At 63.9% G+C, this 19,075-nt stretch carries 21 protein-coding genes; 9 read left to right on the top strand and 12 right to left on the bottom strand.

Going from position 1 to position 19,075, the window contains the following annotated elements:
• Positions 1 to 4: 4 nt before the first annotated feature.
• Positions 5 to 1,033: a ribose-phosphate diphosphokinase gene (locus KMZ68_RS13220; RefSeq protein WP_215611760.1), complete on the bottom strand. Its 1,029-nt coding sequence runs from the start codon at positions 1,031 to 1,033 to the stop codon at positions 5 to 7.
• A 246-nt stretch (positions 1,034 to 1,279) separates the two neighbouring features.
• On the opposite strand from KMZ68_RS13220, the gene KMZ68_RS13215 reads away from it, so the two are divergent.
• The 3 genes from KMZ68_RS13215 (at position 1,280) to KMZ68_RS13205 (ending at position 4,834) form a co-directional block, all read left to right on the top strand.
• Positions 1,280 to 1,684, top strand: coding sequence for an Hsp20/alpha crystallin family protein (locus KMZ68_RS13215; protein ID WP_215611759.1), 405 nt, complete (start codon positions 1,280 to 1,282; stop codon positions 1,682 to 1,684).
• A 9-nt stretch (positions 1,685 to 1,693) separates the two neighbouring features.
• A complete protein-coding gene (lon, locus tag KMZ68_RS13210; protein WP_215611758.1) occupies positions 1,694 to 4,084 on the top strand; it encodes an endopeptidase La in 2,391 nt (796 codons plus the stop codon).
• Positions 4,085 to 4,147: 63 nt separating this feature from the next.
• On the top strand, positions 4,148 to 4,834 hold the full coding sequence (locus tag KMZ68_RS13205) for a CBS domain-containing protein (protein WP_215611757.1): 687 nt from the start codon (positions 4,148 to 4,150) through the stop codon (positions 4,832 to 4,834).
• 55 nt (positions 4,835 to 4,889) lie between these two features.
• Here the strand turns inward: KMZ68_RS13205 and KMZ68_RS13200 are convergent, their stop codons facing one another.
• The 5 genes from KMZ68_RS13200 to KMZ68_RS13180 all read right to left on the bottom strand — a co-directional run bounded on the left by KMZ68_RS13200 (position 4,890) and on the right by KMZ68_RS13180 (position 8,980).
• Positions 4,890 to 5,240, bottom strand: a complete 351-nt coding sequence (locus KMZ68_RS13200) for an HPF/RaiA family ribosome-associated protein (protein WP_215611756.1) — start codon at positions 5,238 to 5,240, stop codon at positions 4,890 to 4,892.
• 62 nt (positions 5,241 to 5,302) lie between these two features.
• Positions 5,303 to 6,418: an alpha/beta fold hydrolase gene (locus KMZ68_RS13195; protein WP_215611755.1), complete on the bottom strand. Its 1,116-nt coding sequence runs from the start codon at positions 6,416 to 6,418 to the stop codon at positions 5,303 to 5,305.
• 86 nt (positions 6,419 to 6,504) lie between these two features.
• The gene (ligD, locus tag KMZ68_RS13190; protein WP_215611754.1) at positions 6,505 to 7,431 is read right to left on the bottom strand and encodes a non-homologous end-joining DNA ligase; all 927 of its coding nucleotides are present in this window, start codon (positions 7,429 to 7,431) and stop codon (positions 6,505 to 6,507) included.
• Entirely contained in the window at positions 7,428 to 8,339 is a 912-nt protein-coding gene (gene ligD, locus KMZ68_RS13185) for a non-homologous end-joining DNA ligase (protein WP_215611753.1), read from the bottom strand. The genes ligD (KMZ68_RS13190) and ligD (KMZ68_RS13185) overlap by 4 nt, the downstream gene beginning before the upstream one ends.
• 47 nt (positions 8,340 to 8,386) lie before the next feature.
• Positions 8,387 to 8,980 carry a DNA polymerase ligase N-terminal domain-containing protein gene (locus KMZ68_RS13180; protein WP_215611752.1) on the bottom strand — a complete coding sequence of 198 codons (594 nt, stop codon included), beginning with the start codon at positions 8,978 to 8,980 and terminating at the stop codon, positions 8,387 to 8,389.
• A gap of 191 nt (positions 8,981 to 9,171) precedes the next feature.
• On the opposite strand from KMZ68_RS13180, the gene KMZ68_RS13175 reads away from it, so the two are divergent.
• From KMZ68_RS13175 to KMZ68_RS13160, 4 genes are all read left to right on the top strand, one after another.
• A complete protein-coding gene (locus tag KMZ68_RS13175) occupies positions 9,172 to 9,603 on the top strand; it encodes a L,D-transpeptidase (RefSeq protein WP_215611751.1) in 432 nt (143 codons plus the stop codon).
• Between the two features lie 137 nt (positions 9,604 to 9,740).
• Positions 9,741 to 10,283 (top strand): Hsp20/alpha crystallin family protein, encoded by a 543-nt coding sequence (locus tag KMZ68_RS13170; protein ID WP_215611750.1) that lies wholly within the window; start codon positions 9,741 to 9,743, stop codon positions 10,281 to 10,283.
• Positions 10,284 to 10,369: 86 nt separating this feature from the next.
• Positions 10,370 to 11,992 (top strand): chaperonin GroEL, encoded by a 1,623-nt coding sequence (gene groL, locus KMZ68_RS13165; RefSeq protein ID WP_215611749.1) that lies wholly within the window; start codon positions 10,370 to 10,372, stop codon positions 11,990 to 11,992.
• Between the two features lie 27 nt (positions 11,993 to 12,019).
• On the top strand, positions 12,020 to 12,304 hold the full coding sequence (locus KMZ68_RS13160) for a hypothetical protein (protein ID WP_215611748.1): 285 nt from the start codon (positions 12,020 to 12,022) through the stop codon (positions 12,302 to 12,304).
• Positions 12,305 to 12,486: 182 nt separating this feature from the next.
• Here the strand turns inward: KMZ68_RS13160 and KMZ68_RS13155 are convergent, their stop codons facing one another.
• A complete protein-coding gene (locus KMZ68_RS13155; RefSeq protein WP_215611747.1) occupies positions 12,487 to 13,692 on the bottom strand; it encodes a DUF3419 family protein in 1,206 nt (401 codons plus the stop codon).
• A gap of 157 nt (positions 13,693 to 13,849) precedes the next feature.
• Between KMZ68_RS13155 and KMZ68_RS13150 the strand changes: the two genes are divergently transcribed.
• Together KMZ68_RS13150 and KMZ68_RS13145 are read left to right on the top strand one after the other, a co-directional pair.
• Positions 13,850 to 14,554: a class I SAM-dependent methyltransferase gene (locus KMZ68_RS13150; RefSeq protein WP_215616318.1), complete on the top strand. Its 705-nt coding sequence runs from the start codon at positions 13,850 to 13,852 to the stop codon at positions 14,552 to 14,554.
• Entirely contained in the window at positions 14,551 to 14,874 is a 324-nt protein-coding gene (locus KMZ68_RS13145; protein WP_215602057.1) for a DMT family transporter, read from the top strand. The genes KMZ68_RS13150 and KMZ68_RS13145 overlap by 4 nt, the downstream gene beginning before the upstream one ends.
• On the opposite strand, the gene KMZ68_RS13140 is transcribed toward KMZ68_RS13145, so the two are convergent.
• From KMZ68_RS13140 to phnL, 5 genes are read right to left on the bottom strand one after another with little or no spacing between them, the layout of a single operon-like run.
• Entirely contained in the window at positions 14,858 to 15,970 is a 1,113-nt protein-coding gene (locus tag KMZ68_RS13140) for a lysylphosphatidylglycerol synthase transmembrane domain-containing protein (RefSeq protein ID WP_249779350.1), read from the bottom strand. The two genes, KMZ68_RS13145 and KMZ68_RS13140, sit on opposite strands and share 17 nt — an antisense overlap.
• 34 nt (positions 15,971 to 16,004) lie before the next feature.
• Entirely contained in the window at positions 16,005 to 16,616 is a 612-nt protein-coding gene (locus tag KMZ68_RS13135) for a pyridoxamine 5'-phosphate oxidase family protein (RefSeq protein WP_215611746.1), read from the bottom strand.
• 3 nt (positions 16,617 to 16,619) lie between these two features.
• Positions 16,620 to 17,165: a phosphonate metabolism protein/1,5-bisphosphokinase (PRPP-forming) PhnN gene (gene phnN / locus KMZ68_RS13130; RefSeq protein ID WP_371741475.1), complete on the bottom strand. Its 546-nt coding sequence runs from the start codon at positions 17,163 to 17,165 to the stop codon at positions 16,620 to 16,622.
• 35 nt (positions 17,166 to 17,200) lie between these two features.
• Entirely contained in the window at positions 17,201 to 18,358 is a 1,158-nt protein-coding gene (locus tag KMZ68_RS13125; protein WP_215611744.1) for an alpha-D-ribose 1-methylphosphonate 5-triphosphate diphosphatase, read from the bottom strand.
• Between the two features lie 14 nt (positions 18,359 to 18,372).
• Entirely contained in the window at positions 18,373 to 19,071 is a 699-nt protein-coding gene (gene phnL / locus KMZ68_RS13120) for a phosphonate C-P lyase system protein PhnL (protein WP_215611743.1), read from the bottom strand.
• Positions 19,072 to 19,075: the final 4 nt, after the last annotated feature.

The raw sequence follows: 19,075 nt of genomic DNA, 5'->3' as shown, positions 1-19,075 counted from the left end.
GCCTTCAAAATACCAGGAGATCGCCGAGCGCCTTGTCTTCATGGAGCCGGCGGATCGCCTCCGCCAACAGCGGCGCGGCCGGCACGATATCGAGCTTGTCGCGCACCGGGCCGGCGGGCAGCCGGAACGGCGGCACCACGTCGGTGGCAATGATGCGATCGATCGCCGGATCGGCGAGTGCCGTTTCGGCCCCCGGCATGAACAGGCCATGGGCAACGCAGGCCACGACCCCACGCGCCCCACGAGCACGCGCGGCCCGCGCCGCCCGCGCCAGCGTACCGCCGGTACTGATGAGGTCGTCGACGATGATGCAGGTGGCGCCGTCGACGTCGCCGACGAACAGGTCGCCGGAAACCACCCCGCCGCTGCGGCGTTTTTCGGCAAACGCCTTGCCGATCGGGCGGCCCAGCACGGCTTCCAGCGCTTCCCGCAGCAGGTCCGCCCGCTTTCCGCCTCCCAGATCCGGCGAGATCACGCAAAGCGGCTCGCTGCCGACGGTGGCCTTGATTCGGTCGATCATCAACGGCGCGGCAGTGAGCGCCACGGCGCGGCAACGAAACGCATTCTCGAACGCCGTCTCGTTGTGCACTTCGAGCGTGACCACGGCATCGCAGCCGATCGCCTCGAACAGCGCAGCGACGTAACGTGTCGTCACCGGATCATTCACCTTGGTACGGCGGTCCTTTCGCGAATAGCAGAGATAGGGCGCAACCGCGGTAACCCGCCGGGCGCCTGCGTCCTTCAGCGCCCCGATGAAGAACAGCAGCCGGCAGAGCTTGTCGTTGGCGCTTTGCTCCGGCCCGCCGTGAAGGCTGTGGATCACGTAAACGTCGGCGCCGCCGACGGGGTCGAGCGGCCTTGCCTTGTGCTCGCCGTCCTCGAACCCCCGCTCCTCATGCGCACTGAGGGAATGGCCGAGGATATTGCCGATCTCGCGGCCGAGTTCGTCGGTTCCGTTCAAGGCGAACAGCCGAAGCAGACGGTGACTTGCAACCGGCCCGGCGGCGGCGGGCGACCAGATCTTATTTTCCATCACGCGCCGCCCCAATCTTCAAACGAGAGTGAAGGGCCGGCACCAAGGCTCGGCCCGATCCCAGCGAAAATCCGGCTCTGGATTGTCATCTTTGATAGGCATTGGATCGAACCGGCGCTTGATTTGGGTCAATAACATCCCGGCGATGTGCCGATCTGCTGCAACCAATCCATTCGACCTGCGGCCGACATTTGGCAAAAGCCAAACGCATCCTATCTAGCCATTGAATGTGGACGGGAGACATGAATGCCCCCAAAGGACCCCATCAACTGGATGCTGTCCGACGCGATCGAGACGCTTGCCCGCGCCGAGCGTCTGCACCAGCAGTTCTTGAATCTGCAGCCCCTGGCCGGCTCGCGCGAGCCGAGCTGGGAGCCACCGATCGACGTGCTGGAGACCGACCGCGAGGTGCTGATCTTTATCGCCCTGCCCGGCGTCGATCCCAATGAAGTGGAAGCCGTGATCGAAAAGGGAGTTCTTGTCGTCAGCGGACACCGGGTGCTGCCACCGGAATTGCGTAACGCGCGGATCCTCCGTCTCGAACTGCCGCAAGGGCGTTTCGAACGGCGCATCAAATTGCCGCTCGGCCGCTACACCATCACCCGCTTCGCCGCCAACGGCTGCGTCGGCCTGCGCCTCGCCAAATCCTGAGGAATGCCCATGTCGGTCAATGATAGCAATGCACCCGCCCCCGGCCCGGCCTCCGAGCAACCGGTTTCGATACCTTCGGATGCTCTCATCATCGTGCCGGTGCGCAACACCGTGCTGTTTCCGGGGGTGGTGTTCCCGATCACGATCGGCCGGCCGCAATCGGTTGCGGCCGCCCAACAGGCCGTGCGCGAACAGCGGCAGATCGGCCTGCTGCTGCAGCGCGATCCCGAGGTGAACGAGCCCGGCCCCGACGATCTCTATCGTGTCGGCACGCTCGCCAATATCGTGCGTTACATCACCGGCCCCGATGAAACGCATCATATCATCTGCCAGGGCGTCCAGCGCATCCGGGTGCTCGATTTCCTGCCGGGCGCGCCGTTCCTCGCAGCCCGTGTCCTGCACGTCCCGGAGCCCACGACGAGTTCGCCGGAAATCGAAGCCCGCTTCCTGAATCTGCAGCGGCAGGCCATCGAAGCCGCCGAGCTGTTGCCGCAAGCGCCGCAGGATTTGATTGCCGTGCTGCAGGGAACCACTTCGCCCTCGACACTGGCCGACCTTGCGACTTCCTACATGGATATCAAGCCGCAGGAGAAGCAGGAGATCCTCGAGACCGTCGACCTTGCACTCCGCATGGACAAGGTTTCGCGGCACCTGGCCGAGCGCATCGAAGTACTGCGGCTCAGCGCCGAGATCGGCAAGCAAACCAAGGCGACGTTCGACGAGCGCCAGCGCGAGGCGATCCTGCGCGAGCAGATGGCCACCATCCAGCGCCAGCTCGGCGAAGGCGACGGCAAGGCGCAGGAGGTCGCGGAGCTGAACGAAGCCATCACCAGGGCCAAGATGCCGCCGGAGGCGGAAAGCCAGGCGCGCAAGGAAGTCCGCCGTTACGAGCGGATGCCGGAGGCAGCCGGCGAAGCCGGCATGGTCCGCAGCTATCTCGACTGGCTGATCGAATTGCCCTGGAGCCTGCCGGAGGAAAAGCCGATCGATATCGCCGGGGCGCGGCGCATTCTCGATGAGGATCACTATGGTCTCGAGAAAATCAAGAGCCGGATCGTCGAATATCTCGCGGTCCGCAAGCTGGCGCCGCAGGGCAAGGCGCCCATTCTCTGTTTCGTCGGTCCGCCCGGCGTCGGCAAGACATCGCTGGGGCAATCCATCGCCCGCGCGATGCAGCGGCCATTCGTGCGTGTCAGCCTCGGCGGCGTCCATGACGAGGCGGAAATCCGCGGTCATCGACGCACCTATATCGGCGCATTGCCCGGCAACATCATCCAGGCGATCAAGAAGGCGGGCGCGCGCAACTGCGTCATGATGCTCGACGAGATCGACAAGATGGGGCGCGGCATTCAGGGCGATCCTTCGGCCGCCATGCTGGAGGTGCTCGACCCCGAGCAGAACGGCACGTTCCGCGACAACTATCTCGGGGTGCCGTTCGATCTGTCACGGGTGGTGTTCGTGGCCACCGCCAATATGCTCGACAGCATCCCGGGGCCTCTGCTCGACCGCATGGAGATCATTAGTCTCGCCGGCTACACCGAAGACGAGAAGCTGGAGATCGCGCAGCGCTATCTGGTCCGCCGCCAGCTCGAGGCCAACGGACTGAAGGCGGAACAGGTCGAGATCGACGGGGATGCGCTGAGGCTCATCATCAGGGGATATACCCGCGAAGCCGGCGTCCGCAGCCTGGAGCGCGAAATCGGCAAGGCCTTCCGCAACGTCGCGGTCCAGGTCGCAGAAGGCAGCGCCAGCCGGGTGGTTCTCTCGGCCAAGGAAATCGCCACGGTCCTGGGCCAGCCCCGGTTCGAAAACGAGATCGCCATGCGCACCAGCGTGCCCGGCGTCGCCACCGGGCTCGCCTGGACCCCGGTCGGCGGCGACATCCTCTTCATCGAAGCCACCCGCACATCGGGCAAGGGCGCGCTGATCCTGACCGGCCAGCTTGGCGAAGTCATGCGTGAAAGCGTGCAGGCGGCCTTGACCCTGGTGAAGAGCCGCGCCGCCCAGCTCGGGATCGACCCCACACTGTTCGAAAAGAGCGACATCCACGTCCATGTCCCTGCCGGCGCTACGCCAAAGGACGGACCGAGCGCGGGCGTCGCCATGTTTACCGCCCTGACCTCCCTGCTCACGGATCGCACGGTCAGGAGCGACACCGCCATGACCGGCGAGATTTCGCTGCGGGGCCTCGTGCTTCCGGTCGGCGGCATCAAGGAAAAGGTAGTCGCGGCCGCCGCCGCGGGGTTGACCCGCGTCATGCTGCCAGCTCGAAACCGGCGTGACTTCGATGATATTCCGCTGACCGCCCGCGAAAAGCTGGAGTTTATCTGGCTCGAGCGGGTCGACGACGCCATCGCCGCGGCGCTGGAGACCAAGGCCGCGACGGCTACCGCAGCTTGACCTGAATCAACGACAGCAGCGGAGCTCGCCCTTAACTGGTATTGTCATTGATGGAGATTTGCCATGCTAGTGCGCGACGTCATGATTTCGCCGGTCATCACCGTCAAGCCCTCCACGACCGTGGAGGAGGTCGCAAGACTGTTTCTGGATAAGAAGATCAGCGCGGCGCCGGTATTGGACGACACCGGCAAGATAGTCGGCATCGTCAGCGAAGCAGACCTCCTGCATCGCGTGGAGGCCGGCACGGAGCGACAACGCTCCTGGTGGCTTCAGGCCTTTATCCAGAACGACACGCTCGCCACCGAATATGTCAAGGCTCACGGCCGCAAGGTCTCGGATGTCATGACCCGCAACGTCATCGCTACCGCTCCCGAAACGCCGCTTCACGAAGTTGCCACCTCCATGGAGAAGAACGCGATCAAGCGGCTGCCAGTGGTGGAGAATGGTCGGCTTGTCGGTATCGTCAGCCGATCCAACCTGCTTCAGGCGGTGGCCACCGGGCGCAAGCTGATCGACGTGACGCCGTCCGACCAGGCCATTCGCGAGCGTATCCTCTCCAGTCTGAGGAAGGAACCCTGGGCTCACACGGGACTGCTGAACGTCACCGTATCCGATGGCGTCGTCGATCTCTGGGGTGTTGCGGAATCGAAGGCCGAGCGCAAGGCCATCAAGGTCGCGGCGGAAGCCGCTGCCGGCGTCCGGGCCGTGAATGACAATCTGGTGACGTACTCCGGCGGCACGTGGGCCTGAATTACGGGCCTGAACTACAGTCGCCGCCAGCAACCCGTTGCCAGCGGCGGCGCTTCTATGCCTTATGGGTCTTGACCCTTCCCTCCATGCGCTGAGTAGTGTCCTGCAGTTGCCGGCGTGCCCGCTTGAAAGCGTCATTGATCGCGAACGGCAAATCTGAGTGTCGCTCGTCGGACTTCGGCGTCCGACCCACATTGACCTCGCGGCCATCCGGCAACGCCAGGCGAATGTTGACATCATACAGACCGCCGGTTTGATGCCGATTGCCGGGACCTTTGACGACGATTCGGCACGCCGTGATCCGGCCATAGCGCTGCTCGAACGTAGTCACCTGATCCGCTATCAACTGCTCGATCGCAGCATTGGCAGCGATCTCCTGAATTTCCAGTTCGACAGGGGTTTGCATGGTTTTCTCCATCATATTTTTGGACTGTGAGCCCTCCGTGCACCTGCGGTCGTTGATGCATGTCAAGGAAGAAGGCGCGGAGGTTTCTTCATCCAATGCACAATGCGCGGCCAGTATTCCTCCAGCGTCCGCTTGCCCATGAACAGACCCAGATGATTGGACCGCGCGACCTCCTTGACGATTTGCTCCGGCGGCGTTCCGACCAGCGGCGCCACTGCAAATAGTTGTTCGGAAGTGACCACCTCATCGTCGCTTCCGGCAAGGAGATACATCGGAATCCGCAACCGCGAGAGGTCGATCCGTTGTCCCAGGGCGACGAAGCATCCCGTGGCAAGCTCGTTGCGCTTGTACAGTTTCTCGATGATTTCGAGGTAATAGCTGCCGGGAATATCGATGGTCCAGGAATTCCAGTTCTTGAAGATGGTCTCGATCCTTGCGAATTCGGGTGAACCGGTCGGCTCAAGCGTCTGTAGCGCTTCGCGAATATCGTCTTCTGCGACGCTGTCGTTTCCCCAGAATGTCGCGACATGACGGCCGATCACACGACCTTCGCCGAGACAAACCAGGTTTCTGAACATGGCGAGCGGCGTCGCCTCGGCGACCGCCGACAGTGCCGATTGGCGCGCGGTGATATCAACCGGCGCCCCCGCCATCACGAGCTTGCGCACCTTGGCCGGAAACCGCGCGGCATAGACCAGGGATAGCCAGCCGCCCTGACAGAGCCCGACGAGATCGACCAGGCCGCCGAGATGATCGACCAGGACGTTGAGATCGGCGAGATAGTCGTCAATTCCACGAAAACGCATGTCGGCGCTGGCCGTGTGCCAGTCGGCCATGAACAGCCGTTCAAGCCCGGCGCCACGAAGGGCGGCAACGAGACTATGCCCGGTGGCAAGGTCGGCAACGGCGGCGCCATGCAGCGCGAGCGGTGTGCACAGCAGGGTCGGAACGCCGCTGCTGGCCAGGGCAAAATCACGGAGCCGCACCGTGTGCAGGTCGAGCGCAATCTCGCTGGGCGTCGCGCCTTCCGGCGGTTGTGGGGCGCCGGCACCGGCACTGCTCAAAACCTCCAAAAAATGCGCTGCCATCAGCGATGCGGTTTCACTGGCTGACGCGGCGGCAAGCGCCGGCCAGAAGAACGCCGCGTAAGGGAATTGCCCTCCAGGATGCCTGTACATTCCAAAATCCGGACGCTAAATCTGCTCCCGCCGTCTTGAGCTGGATCAATCTCATTGCTCGGGTGAGGCTACCGGGGAGGAAGCCTCTATTTTCTGACAGCGCGTCCCCTCGCAGGCTTTGCCGGCAACGCCATGCCCTTGAGCGAGCTCTCAAGCTTTCGCAGGCTGTTCGATTTGCCGATCGCGGATTCCCAGAGGTCACCTTTCATTCTGACCCTTCTGACCATCGATCTCAAATGATAGCGCGCCGGACTGCAGCCCGCCGTCAGTTCCCGCCAGTCGAGCGGCGCCGAAACGGTGGCCTTGGCGAATGCCCGCAGCGAATACGGGGCGACGGTGGTCTGGCCAAATCCGTTACGGGCGCAGTCGAGAAATATCCGGTTTTTCCGTCCGCTGAGCCTCGGCGAAACCGTCGTCAGCTTCGGCATCCGGCGGTTGACGATCTCGGCGACCAGCCTCGCAACCGCCCGCACCTCATCGAAATCGTAGATCGGACGTAGCGGAACATAGACGTGGATGCCCCTCTTGCCGGAAGTCTTGACCAGGCTTGTCCCGCCCGCGGCCGCGATGACCTTGCGGGTTTCCTTTGCCACCGCCACGATTTCGGCGAATGTGTTTCGGCCGGGATCGAGATCGATCACCATATAGTCGGGATAATCGAGCTTGCGGACCCGCGATCCCCAGCAATGCATCTCGATGCAGCCGAGGTTGGCGAGATAGAGCAGCGTCGCCTTGTTGTTGCAGACGACGTACTGCACGTTCCTGCCGGTGCTCTTGGCGCGAATTTTCACGGTTCGGACGAATGGCGGCAGGTGGATCGAGGCGACATTCTTTTGGAAGAAACTGCCTCCCTTGATGCCGTTCGGATGGCGCACCAGCACCATCGGCCGGTCTCTCAGATAGGGCAGGATGACGCCGGCCATACGCTCGTAGTACTGGATGACGTCGCCCTTGCTGTAACCCTCCTTCGGCCAGAATATCTTGTCGAGGTGCGTGAGCTCGACCTTGGTCATGCGAGTGACCTCCTCTCGCGCACGACACTCCGCGCCGGCTTGTCCGTCCTCAAGCCCAGGAAGGCCGGGTGCCGCATCTGCCCGTCATTGGTCCATTCGGTGAACTTCACTTCACACACCAGACGTGGGCGCACCCAGGTGGTGGTGCGTTCGCCCGGAACCTCAGCGTCGATAGGCTTCCGCGCCGACCGCAGCGGCGTCAGTTTCGCATGGATGAATTTGAGGCTGTCGCGGTCAAATCCGGTTCCTGCCCGCCCGACATACTGCCATTTGCTGCCCTTGCGTACGGCGAGCACCAGCGCACCGAAATACTGCCGTGACCGCTGCGGGCGGGTATATCCGACGATCACGGCTTCCTGCCGCAGCACGGTCTTGATCTTCAGCCATTCGCGGGTGCGCTTGCCGGGGAAGTAAGGGCCTTGCGCCCGCTTCGCCACGACGCCTTCGTAGCCGTGGCGCCTCGCGGCGCGGAACGCGGCCTTGCCATGACCTTTGACATGCCGACTGAAGCGGATCGCCCGGCCCGGCGGCAGCAGCGCCTTCAACAACCGCTTGCGATCGACCAGCGGCGACCGGCGCAGACTGCGGCCGTTCAGGAACAGCAGGTCGAAGACGTAGTAGACGAGCCGCGCCCGGGTGTTGCGCGCATTCTGCAGCAATTGAAACCGCGAACGGCCGCGGCTATCGAGCGCGACCAGTTCGCCGTCGATGACGGCCTGATGCGCGCGCTTGAGTTTTCCCAGGGCCGCGGCGATACCCGGATAATCCGGGGTAATCACGGTGCCCCGCCGAGACAGCAGCACGACCTTCCCGCGGTCGATCTTGGCAATGACCCGGTAGCCGTCCCACTTGGTTTCGAATACCCAATCCGGGTCATCGAACGGCGCGCCGATCAGGGTCGCGAGCATCGGCTTGAGTGCCGCCTTCGGGATCCCGGTTTTCTGCCTGCGTTCCGTCACGTTCTTCGCCGCTTTCGGGTTGCCTTCTCAGGTTTCGCATCCGGCAACCTGCGATGCGACTTCACCGAGCGATCGTCCAGCGTCACATCCCGCAGCGTCGCATATTGATCATTGGCCTTGATCAGGAGCCATCGCCGCGGCGTACCGAACCGCACCAGCGCAAATCCACCCCTGAGTTTGTGGCCCCGCAGCAAAATCTTGAGTGAACCCTTGCGCAATTGGCGGCGCATTGCAGCTTCGCTGTCCGCTTCGGCACACCGATAGGTCCCCCTGTCCCAGACGATGACATCGCCGGCACCGTAGTTCCCCTCCGGGATCGTCCCCTCGAAGTTCCGGTAGTCCCAGGGATGGTCCTCGACACGGATCGCCAGTCGCTTCTGCCTGGGGTCGAGCGAAGGTCCCTTCGGGACCGCCCAACTCTTCAGCACACCGTCCAACTCCAGCCTGAAATCGTAATGCAGGTGCGAAGCCCGATGCTTCTGCACCACAAAGGCGAGACTGCTGCGGCGTTTTCCGCGCCCCGGCTTCGGCTCCGGCGTGCTGGTAAAATTGCGCTTGCGGCGGTAGCGGCTCAGACTGCGGACGGGCATCGGCCGGTGTCCTCGGCGCGAAATTTATCTAAAAAATTAGAACGCCCGATTTCTTCCGACCTTGATCTATCTCACGCGCCGCTGCCAAGGCCCGCTCTATCAAGGTTCTCGACCAATACAAGCCGGCGTTGGCGATCGAACCCGCGAGGAACCCAGCGCAAGACCGCCGAGACCGGATGCCCGTCCCAGTCATGAATGCTCGTGTCCCGTTTCATCTCCTCCTCGCAACGCTGTTTGCCGGCTCGGCGGCCGATCGCGCCGGCGCCAGCGTCGCGGTCCGGATCCAGCTTTCGCAGCAGACCATGAACGTGGCGGTCGATGGCGCCGACTTTGCCACCTGGCCGGTGTCGACGGCCAGACGCGGCTATCGGACGCCGCCCGGCAGCTACCAGCCCTATTCGCTGCAGAGGATGCATTACTCCAGGCTCTACGACTACACGCCGATGCCGTATTCGATCTTTTTTCGCGGCGGCTACGCCATCCACGGCACCACTGAACTCCGCAATCTCGGACGCCCGGTGTCCCACGGTTGCGTCCGGCTCAGCCCCGACCATGCGCGGTCGCTGTTCGGTCTGGTGCAGAGCCACGGGCCAAGGAACACGACCATCGAGATCGTCGAGTAGCCCGGCTGGCGCAACCGGCACCCCTGATCTCTTGATGGAGATCAAAGCCGCCGGCAGCCCGAGGCATATCGTTTCCTGGTCCAAACGCCGGAGCCCCAACCGGCGAGCTCTGGCTCTAACTCCAAGGAGTGTTTGTCATGGCAGAAGCTGCAACAAAATTACCCATCAAGACCGAAGCTGGCCCGGCTGCGCCGGCCACCAAGTCCGCGGACTGGCAGCCCTTCGACGTGTTGCGCAGTCAGGTCGACCGGCTGTTTCACGATTTCCAGACCGGCTTCATGCAGGCCCCGTTGTTCCGCCCACTACCCGACATCGAATCGTTCTGGCGCCGCGACCTCGGCTTCAATGTCACGCCGGCGATCGACATCGTCGAAAAGGACAAGGCGTTCGAGGTGACGGCCGAACTGCCGGGGCTCGACGTCAAGGACATCGACATCCAGCTCGCCGACGGCGTGTTGACGATCAAGGGTGAGAAGCAGGAGCAAAAGGAAGAGAAGACCAAGGACCGCTACGTCTCCGAACGCCGCTACGGTTCCTTCCGCCGCTCGCTGCAAGTACCCGGCAGCGTCGACGCCGGCAAGATCGAGGCGAGCTACAAGAGCGGGGTCCTGACGGTGACGCTACCGAAGTCGCCGGACGCGCAGAACAATCAGAAGAAGATTCCCGTAACCTCAAAATAGACACACCGCCGGCCTCGCCGCATCACGATGCTGATCGGCGAGGCCGCACGTCATTCTGACGACCCGCATGCACCGAGAGGCAGCGAATGGCCCACAAGCAGATCCTGTTTCATTCCGCGGCCCGCGAGAAGGTGTTGCGGGGAGCCACGCTGCTTGCCGACGCGGTGCGGGTCACGTTGGGGCCGAAATCGAAATCGGTTCTGATCCAGAAGAGCTGGGGCGCGCCGATCGTCTGCAACGACGGTGTCACGATCGCCAAGGAGATCGATCTCAGGGATCCCGAGGAGAATCTCGGCGCCCAGATCCTTCGCCAGGCGGCGGAGAGGACCGGCGATGTGGTCGGCGACGGCACCAGCACCTCGACCATCCTCGCGCACGCCATCCTGGCCGACGGCGTGCGCAATGTCGTCGCGGGCGCCAGTGCCATCGATCTCAAGCGCGGGTTGGACCGTGCCGCCCGCGTTGCGATCGAGGCGCTGCGCGCCATGTCTCGCCCGGTGAAGACGAAAGCGGAGAAGGCGCAGGTCGCAACCTTGTCGGCCCACAATGACCCGGCGATCGGCGATCTTGTTGCCGACGCCATCGAAAAGGTCGGCGGCGACGGCGTGATCTCGGTCGAGGAATCCAAGACCACGGAGACCACGCTGGACGTGGTCGAAGGCATGAAGTTCGATCGCGGCTTCATATCACCCTACTTCGTCACCGACGCGGAGCGCATGGAAGCCGTGCTGGAAGATCCGTACGTGCTGCTGTGCGATCACAAGATCGGGGCGCTGCACGACCTGATCCCGGTGCTCGAACAGGTCGCCAAGTCCGGCCGCCCGTTGTTGATCGTGGCCGAGGACATCGAGGGCGAGGCGCTGGCGACGTTGATCGTCAACCGGCTCAGGGGCGTTCTCAAGGGCTGCGCGGTCAAGGCGCCCGGCTTCGGAGACCGGCGCAAGGCGATGCTGGAAGACATCGCGATCCTGACCGGCGCGCAGGTGATCTCCGAGGAGATCGGCCTGAAGCTCGAAAACGCGACCCTGCAGCAGCTCGGCCGTGCGGCGCGCGTGGTCGCCGACAAGGAAAACACCACCCTGATCGGCAGCGGCGGCGACCGTGCCCGGATCGACGGCCGGATTACGCAAATCCGGCGCGAAATTGAAAAGACCACCAGCGACTATGATCGCGAGAAGCTCGAGGAGCGGCTCGCCAAGCTGGCCGGCGGCGTCGCCGTGATCCGCGTCGGTGCGCCGACGGAAGCCGAGATGAAGGCCAAGAAGGAGGCGCTCGATGACGCCATCAGTTCCACCAAGGCCGCGGTGGCTGAAGGCATCGTGCCGGGGGGCGGTCTGGCGCTGCTCAAATGCATCGAGGCGGTCACCCGGGAAGAGGCCGCCTGCGAAGGCGACGAAAGGACCGGGGTCCAGATCCTGAAGCGGGCGCTCGAGGCCCCTGCCCGCCAGATCGCGGTGAATTCCGCCGTCGACGGCGGCGTCGTGGTAGCGCGGATGCTGGGCGGCCAGGGCAATTTCGGCTTCGATGCCGCGCGCAAGGAGTACGTCGACCTGGTCGAGGCCGGCATCGTCGATCCCGCCAAGGTGGTCCGTACCGCGCTGGAAAACGCCGTGTCGGTCGCCAGCGTGTTACTGCTCACGGAAGCGACGATGACGGAGATTCCGGAGCCGAAGCGCGAGCGGCCGGCCGAGCCGGAAATGGCCATGTGATCGGCGCGCCCGATGCCGCCCAACAGGATGCGCGCGAACGCGATCGTCTCAGCCGCCCTGATCGCGTCGGCTGCGTTGCCCGCCCATGCAGTGCCCCCTGAAGAAGCCTTCAAGGCCGGCTGCGGTGGCTGTCATAGCTCGGACAAGAATATCCTTCGCGAAATCCCGAAGGGTCCGGATGAGGTCCGGCGCGCCTGGATTCTGGAATTCACGGCTGGCCACCCCAATGAAATGGATTCGGTCAAACCTCAAATCGTCGAATACCTCGTGAAGAAGAGCGCCGCTGCGAAGAGCTGGTGGCAATTCTGGTGAGTTGCCGGGCGGCGACGCGGCACCGCCACCCGTTTGATCCAGCGCAACGACGCGGCACCTGAATCGACTCATCCTATTTTCGCGGATGTTCCCTTCCCTGGACATTGCCGCTCAACTTCCGGATGCTCCCGAGTTCTGCTCGGGAGCATCTTTTTCTCTCCGGGCCGATGCCTTGGCCGCAATCAGCGCCGCTCGTAGCAGTGGAACCCGCCGTAAATCCCCGAGCGGTCCCGCGCGAAACCGGTCGCGCTGCGTTCCTCGTCGCGACGCCATATCTGCCGCAGCGACGCCAGTTCCTCATTCTCCAGCGGAGATTCCTTGCCGGCGGTGCGGAAGATGATCCGAACGTCCTCGCTGCCGGTGCGATCGATGGCATTCCAGAGCGCGCGGATCTCCTCGGATGCCATCCAGTCCTGCGAGTCCAGCAGCACTACCGCATCGACCTCACGCGCCGGCAAGCCCTCCAGGAACTGCCGAAGATTGGCGTGCACCGGAATGATCAATCCCGCGCCGTCGCGCATGCGTTCGAATTGGCTGCGCTGCAGGTAAGGCGGCAGGCAGGCATCGCCGGGGCCGGGATAACTGCGATGCAGGGCCTGCCATGCGAAGTAATTGGTCGCATTGGGGTGGCCGTTGATCAGGCGCAGCAACCGCTCGTGAAGCACCTCGTTGAGCGGCGCGTCAGCTCCGAGCAGCGCCCGCTGCTGGGGCGGAATGCCGAGGCTGAACAGCAACGCGGGAGTTCCCGTGATCAGTCGAGCCAGCGGCGAATGAAACAGGCGATGCAGGCGATCCAGCGCCTGAATGCGTTCGGGCGCATCTGCCTTCCCGTTTAGCAGCGCCGCCAGGTCGATCCGCGCCAGTTTCGCCAGCAGGTGGGCAAGGCCGATGAAGCGGCCGAGCATGCCGTGGCGGTAGAATCCGTCGGTAAAATAGGCATGCCGCGGTCGCCCAAGGACGTTGCACTTGTCCCAGTAGGCGCGCGTCTCGGCGTCGAGCAAAGGCCGCAACCGCTCTAGGTAGAGGCCGGTATTGGAGAGCGAAGCGGCCTCGCCGAAGAACTGCCAGAATTCGGCGTAGCTGGAGAAGCCCCGAAGCCCGGCTAGCTTGAGGTTGAGCAGCGAGAGGTGCGCCTCGTTGAGGTCGACCGCATACACCTGCGCCGGTCGCGCAGTGAGATAGGACAGCGCGTTGCATCCGCCGGATGAGATGGTGACGATTGTCGAGCCGACCGGCAACCGAAGCGCGGCGAGGTCGGCTTCAGGGTCCTCCCAGATCTGGGTGTAGACCAGGCGCTGAAACCAGAACGCGAATAGCCGGTCCCAGACCGTCGCTTCGTCGTGCCCCCTGCTGTTGCGGACCGCGTCGGCGATAAGCTGCGTATTCATCCGTCCTCCGAATCAACAATCCAGTGACGGTATCGCGGGCACGCTGCAGTTTTGCGACAGCAACGACGGCAGGACCGCAGCTACCCGCGTTCGCTGTCACACCCTTGTCGCGCGAACATCGCAAGGAGAAGCCATTGCAGGCAATGCGAGGTGTTGGATGTCGGCCTATTCCCGGGATATCGGCGCGGATGGCTCGTGGCCGGTCGAGGCAACCGTTCGCATGAACCGGATGTACCGCCGGCAGCGCCACATCTATGACGGCACGAGGCGATATTACTTGCTCGGCAGGGACCGGCTGATCGCAAACTTACGACCGGAGGCCGGCGCGAACGTGCTGGAAATCGGCTGTGGAACCGGCAGAAACCTCGTGCACGCCGCCCGGCTCTATCCCCATGCAAGATTTTTCGGCATCGATGTCTCGACGGAGATGTTGACGTCGGCGATATCGGCGATCTCACGGAGCGATCTGACCGGACGAATTCGCGTCGCGCACGGCGACGCAACCGCGTTCGATCCGCAGCCTTTGTTCGGCGTTCCAGCGTTCGACCACGTCATGATCTCCTACAGCCTGTCGATGATCCCGGACTGGCGCGGCGTTCTGGCGGCGGCCGTGAGCCGCCTCCGGCCGGGCGGATCCCTGCACATCGTCGATTTTGGCAATCAGGAACGCTTGCCCAACTTGGCTCGGTCGCTCCTCACGCAGTGGCTCGCCATGTTCGACGTCACGCCGCGCGACGAACTCGAGCGGGTGCTGTCAGCCATGGCTGACGCCGCCGGCGCCGATCTGAGCTTCGAACGACCGTTCCGTGGCTATGCGCAATACGCCGTATTGGCGCTCCCGCCAGGGCCGACGCCGCCGTGAGCGCCTGGCTTGCGTTGCTGGCCGCCGGATTATTCGAGATCGCCTGGGCGTTCGGCCTGAAATATTCCGATGGCTTGACCCGGTTTTGGCCGACGGCCGCAACCCTGGTTGCGATAGCCCTCAGCTTCGGGCTGATGGCCGTCGCGCTCAAGTCGCTGCCGTTCGGCACGGCCTATGCGGTGTGGACCGGCATCGGTGCCACCGGCAGCATCCTTGTCGGAATGCTGATCTACAGCGAGCCGGCCGACCCGGTCCGGGTACTGTGCCTCACGCTGATCGTGGCCGGGATGGTCGGGCTCAAGCTCAACTCGCCGGTCTGAGAGACCGCTTCGCGCGCCAGCTCCGCCACCCTTCCACGGCACCGAACAGAACGAGCGCCATCACAAACGGAAGCAGGTGATACAGAACCCGGAATATCAGTAGGGCCGCAATCAGCGGTTCCCTGTGCTCGCCACCGAGTCCAACCAGTATCGCTGCGTCGAATACACCGATGCCTGCAGGCGCATGACTCGCAAAGCCCAGCAAGGTCGCCGCGATGAACACCGCGATGACGTGGAAGATCCCGACATCCATTCCAGCCGGAATCAGCACGTACATCGCCAGCGCGGCGGCGCCGAGATCGACGATCCCGATCCCGATCTGCAGCAGGACCATGGGCCCCGACGGCAACCTGACCGGCCACCGGCTGGTGCCGAAGCGCCTCGGCGCGAGCCAGGTCCAAAGCAGGAATGCAAATACCGCGGCGAGCAGCGCCGCCGCCAGCAGCCGATTGACCGCCGGCGGCAGAAAGTCGATCAGGCTGATGGCGCCGGGCTCGCCTAGCAGGCAGAGCGCGAGCGCCGTCAAATTGCCCAGCCAGAACGTCAGCCCGGTCAGAAAGCTGATATTGGCGACGTCGAAAACACCGAGGCCATAATGCGAATAGATGCGATAACGGATCACCGGCGCAATCAACGCGACCGCGCCGACGCCGTGTGCAATCGGATAGCTGGTGAAACTCGCAAGCGACGCGACCCGGTAGGGCACGTCGCCGCGCCTGATCGTACGCAGCGCCAGCAGATCATACAGCGTCAGGCTGAGGTATGAAGTCGCGACCAGCAACAACGTCAGCCCGACGAGGCCGGCACTTGTGCGTCGAACGGCTTCGAATACTTCAACATGGTCGACGTTCTTGAGCGCATGGGTCAACGCGTATATTGCCGCCGCAGCGATGGCGACGCTGACGACGACACCCAGCCCCCGCAATCGAGCGCCGCCGAGGGTCCTTTTCGGCACAATGGCTTTCAGCGGGCGTGTCCATTCGGGCAACGTCGTCAATGATCGTGCGGCCTGATTCGGGGTGATCGACACGATCCATTGGCATGTTGTCGTGACAGTCGCATTACCGTCGCTCTGCGGCACCGGAAAGCGCTGCAATCGAAATCGGGACGGCGACGGCCTGGCGTGCCTCCTACCACAGCGACTGCCGCGCGCGTTCCGGCCAAGCCCGGTCATAGTCCTCGCCGCCGACGCGGTTGTCGCTCATCTCGGCGAGAATCTGACCTGGCGTCGGCAAGCTCTTGGAGTCGACGCGCTTGTCCGGATTCCAGAGGTCGGAGCGCACGATGGCGCGGGCACACTGAAAATAGATCTCGTCCACCGTCAAGACGATGACCGTGCGCGGCGCCTTGCCGTCCATCCCGAACGACGCCAGCAAGTCCGCGTCCGCCGACAGCTGCGCGCGGCCGTTGACCCGCAGCGTACTGCCGGAGCCGGGAATCAGAAACAATAGCGCCACCCTGGGGTCGCGCACGATGTTGCGCAGCGAATCGACGCGATTGTTGCCGCGGCGGTCCGGCATCATCAGCGTCTTCTCGTCATGGACCCGGACAAAGCCGGGCAGATCGCCGCGCGACGAGCAATCCAGTCCCTCCGGCCCGCACGTCGCCAACGCCGCGAACGGCGATTTGTCGATCAGCATCCGATATGGCGGCGTGATCCGGTTCGCGACCTTGACGGTCGACGCCTCATTCGGCTGCCCGTAGATCGCCTCCAGTTCCTCGATCGTTGCAATCATCGGCATCGCTCAAATACCCCTGATGGCCAGCAACAGTTCACGCGCGTGATCCTCGGCGCGGCCGATATTCATGATCGTGACATCGGGCACAGCGGCATCATCTACAGCGCGATTGAGCCGATCCGCAACCTGTCCGTCGCTGCCACGCGCCCGCATGGCAAGCCGCTCGGCAAGGATTTCCGGCGGCGCCGTGATCGAGACCACAGTGACAGCGGCATAGGTGCAGCGCATCGCCTTGATCACCATGCGCGAGACGTTGGCGACTACGGTGCGCCCGGCCCGGATATCGCCGGCGATCGTGCGGCGCAATCCATAACAATGGCCATGCGCTTCCCAATGCATCGCAAATTCGCCTTGTGCCTGCGCCTGCCGGAACACCTCATGGCTCATCTGCTCATTGTCTTCGAATGGTGAAGCTTCCCGGGTCACCACGCGGCGCGGAAAGACGATGCCGGCGTCATCGGCGCAAGCGGCCCGGGCCAGCCCGATCAGAGTGTCCTTGCCGGCGCCACTCGGGCCGACCACCAGAACGAGCCTCCCGGGTCCCATCCCCATGCTCGGCCAGTCGCCGGATATCGTCGGCGCTCCCGTCACGCCACGCGATGTCCTTCGCGCCAGACGCTGCGCACCACCGGGACATCGCGGGCGACATGGACGCGGATCAGATCGGCACGCTTGCCGGCCGCGATCTCGCCGCGGTCGGCAAGACCGACCGCTTCGGCCGGCGTCTTGGTGACGGTGCGGACCGCGGAGGCCAGATCGATGTCGGGCACGCGCTGCGGCAGTTGCAGCGCTGCCATCAAGAGGCTCGAAGGGATGTAATCGGAGGACAGGATGTCGAGCAGTCCCTCGCGGGCGAGATCGACCGCGGCGATATTGCCGGAATGCGAGCCGCCGCGCACCACGTTCGGCGCACCCATCAAGATGCCGATGCCGGCCTCGTGTAATCCGCGCGCGGCTTCCATGGTGGTCGGAAATTCCGCTACCGAAACGCGATCCCTGATCGCATCGGTGACGTTTTCCTCGGTGGTGTCGTCGTGACTGGCGAGCGGGATCTCGTACTGATGCGCCAGCGCCACGATCTCGCGCATGTTGGTCGCAGCATAGGCCTTCTGATAGGCAAACCGCCGTTCGAACAGCGTGTCGAGTTCGGCGTCGGTCATGCCGGCGCCCTTGCCACGGTAATAGTCGCGCAGCTTGCCTTCGTCGCGAAACTGGCGCTGTCCGGGCGTGTGATCCATCAGCGACATCAGGCGGATGTCCGGCCGCCCGATCAGCTCCTTGGCTTCTTCGACCACGTCCGGCATCGGGATCTCGCAGCGCAGATGCAGGAAATGATCCGCGCGCAGCAAATTGGCGTCACGCGCCGCCGTGATTGCCCCGGCCAGCACGCCCGCCCTGCCATCGACGTCCTCGGCGCCGTCTTCGCGCCAGACCCGCAACGAATCCAGCACCGTGGTGATGCCCGACGTCGCCAGCTGTCCATCATAGGAGACGACGGCGGCGATCGGATCCCAGAACACCTTCGGCCGCGGCACGTAATGCGCTTCCAGATGATCGGTGTGCAGCTCGATCAGGCCGGGCAAAACCAGATCGCCTGCCGCGTCCTCGCTGCCAGCCGGACCATTGCCTTCGCCAACCTCCGCGATACGGCCGTCGGCAAAGGCGACCCAGCCGCGCTCGATCACGCGGTCCGCCAGAACGATCCTGGCGTTGCCTATGACGGTCTCGGAACCGGTCGAAGTCATGTCAATTCTCTTTCCTATGCCGCTGATGCGAATGACGTCACGTCGACGATCCGGTCGGCGATCAGATGGCGAATTTCGTCGTCATGGACGATGGCGACCATAGCCACGCCCGCGCGTTTCTTCTGGTCGATCAGATCCACCACCACGGCGCGGTTGGCCGCATCGAGCGAGGCGGTCGGCTCGTCCAGCAGCAGGATCGGCAGCTCGGAGATGAAGCCGCGCGCGATGTTGACGCGCTGCTGCTCGCCGCCGGAAAAGGTCGAAGGCGGCAGCGCCCACAGCCGCTCCGGAATGTTGAGACGGCGCAGCAACTGCCCTGCCCGCTCGCGCGCCTCGGCCCGCGCCGTTCCCGTCGCAATCAGCGGCTCGGCGACGACGTCGATGGTTGCCACCCGCGGCACCGCGCGCAGGAACTGGCTGACATAGCCGATGGTCTCGCGGCGAACGCCAAGCACCTGCCGCGGCTCGGCCCTGGCGAGATCGACCACCGCACCCCGGTGGCGGATGCCGATGCGGCCGCCGTCGCAGCGGTAATTACCGAAGATCATCTTCAGGATCGAGGACTTTCCGGCGCCCGAGGGGCCGGACAGCACCACGCACTCGCCGGGCTCGACCTTAAACGAGACACCGCGCACGACGGGAAGCTGAACGCCGCCCTGCAAATGCATGGTGAAGGTCTTTTCGGCATTGCCGATATCGATCATCGCAGTCATTGAT

Source organism: Bradyrhizobium sediminis, assembly GCF_018736105.1.
Classification (GTDB): Bacteria; Pseudomonadota; Alphaproteobacteria; order Rhizobiales; family Xanthobacteraceae; genus Bradyrhizobium.
Note: the sequence above shows the minus strand (reverse complement) of the source record. Positions and strands in the feature narration are given on the sequence as shown.

Coding starts and splice junctions, on each gene's coding strand:
- KMZ68_RS13175 (WP_215611751.1), top strand. CDS start 9,172: ATGAATGCTCGTGTCCCGTTTCATCTCCTCCTCGCAACGCTGTTTGCC.
- phnN (WP_371741475.1), bottom strand. CDS start 17,165: ATGGGGATGGGACCCGGGAGGCTCGTTCTGGTGGTCGGCCCGAGTGGC.
- phnL (WP_215611743.1), bottom strand. CDS start 19,071: ATGACTGCGATGATCGATATCGGCAATGCCGAAAAGACCTTCACCATG.
- ligD (WP_215611753.1), bottom strand. CDS start 8,339: ATGCTCGCGACCCTGATCGGCGCGCCGTTCGATGACCCGGATTGGGTA.
- KMZ68_RS13155 (WP_215611747.1), bottom strand. CDS start 13,692: ATGAATACGCAGCTTATCGCCGACGCGGTCCGCAACAGCAGGGGGCAC.
- KMZ68_RS13195 (WP_215611755.1), bottom strand. CDS start 6,418: ATGTACAGGCATCCTGGAGGGCAATTCCCTTACGCGGCGTTCTTCTGG.
- groL (WP_215611749.1), top strand. CDS start 10,370: ATGGCCCACAAGCAGATCCTGTTTCATTCCGCGGCCCGCGAGAAGGTG.
- KMZ68_RS13170 (WP_215611750.1), top strand. CDS start 9,741: ATGGCAGAAGCTGCAACAAAATTACCCATCAAGACCGAAGCTGGCCCG.
- ligD (WP_215611754.1), bottom strand. CDS start 7,431: ATGACCAAGGTCGAGCTCACGCACCTCGACAAGATATTCTGGCCGAAG.
- KMZ68_RS13205 (WP_215611757.1), top strand. CDS start 4,148: ATGCTAGTGCGCGACGTCATGATTTCGCCGGTCATCACCGTCAAGCCC.
- KMZ68_RS13150 (WP_215616318.1), top strand. CDS start 13,850: ATGTCGGCCTATTCCCGGGATATCGGCGCGGATGGCTCGTGGCCGGTC.
- KMZ68_RS13215 (WP_215611759.1), top strand. CDS start 1,280: ATGCCCCCAAAGGACCCCATCAACTGGATGCTGTCCGACGCGATCGAG.
- KMZ68_RS13180 (WP_215611752.1), bottom strand. CDS start 8,980: ATGCCCGTCCGCAGTCTGAGCCGCTACCGCCGCAAGCGCAATTTTACC.
- KMZ68_RS13135 (WP_215611746.1), bottom strand. CDS start 16,616: ATGCCGATGATTGCAACGATCGAGGAACTGGAGGCGATCTACGGGCAG.
- KMZ68_RS13200 (WP_215611756.1), bottom strand. CDS start 5,240: ATGCAAACCCCTGTCGAACTGGAAATTCAGGAGATCGCTGCCAATGCT.
- KMZ68_RS13220 (WP_215611760.1), bottom strand. CDS start 1,033: ATGGAAAATAAGATCTGGTCGCCCGCCGCCGCCGGGCCGGTTGCAAGT.
- KMZ68_RS13160 (WP_215611748.1), top strand. CDS start 12,020: ATGCGCGCGAACGCGATCGTCTCAGCCGCCCTGATCGCGTCGGCTGCG.
- KMZ68_RS13125 (WP_215611744.1), bottom strand. CDS start 18,358: ATGACTTCGACCGGTTCCGAGACCGTCATAGGCAACGCCAGGATCGTT.
- lon (WP_215611758.1), top strand. CDS start 1,694: ATGTCGGTCAATGATAGCAATGCACCCGCCCCCGGCCCGGCCTCCGAG.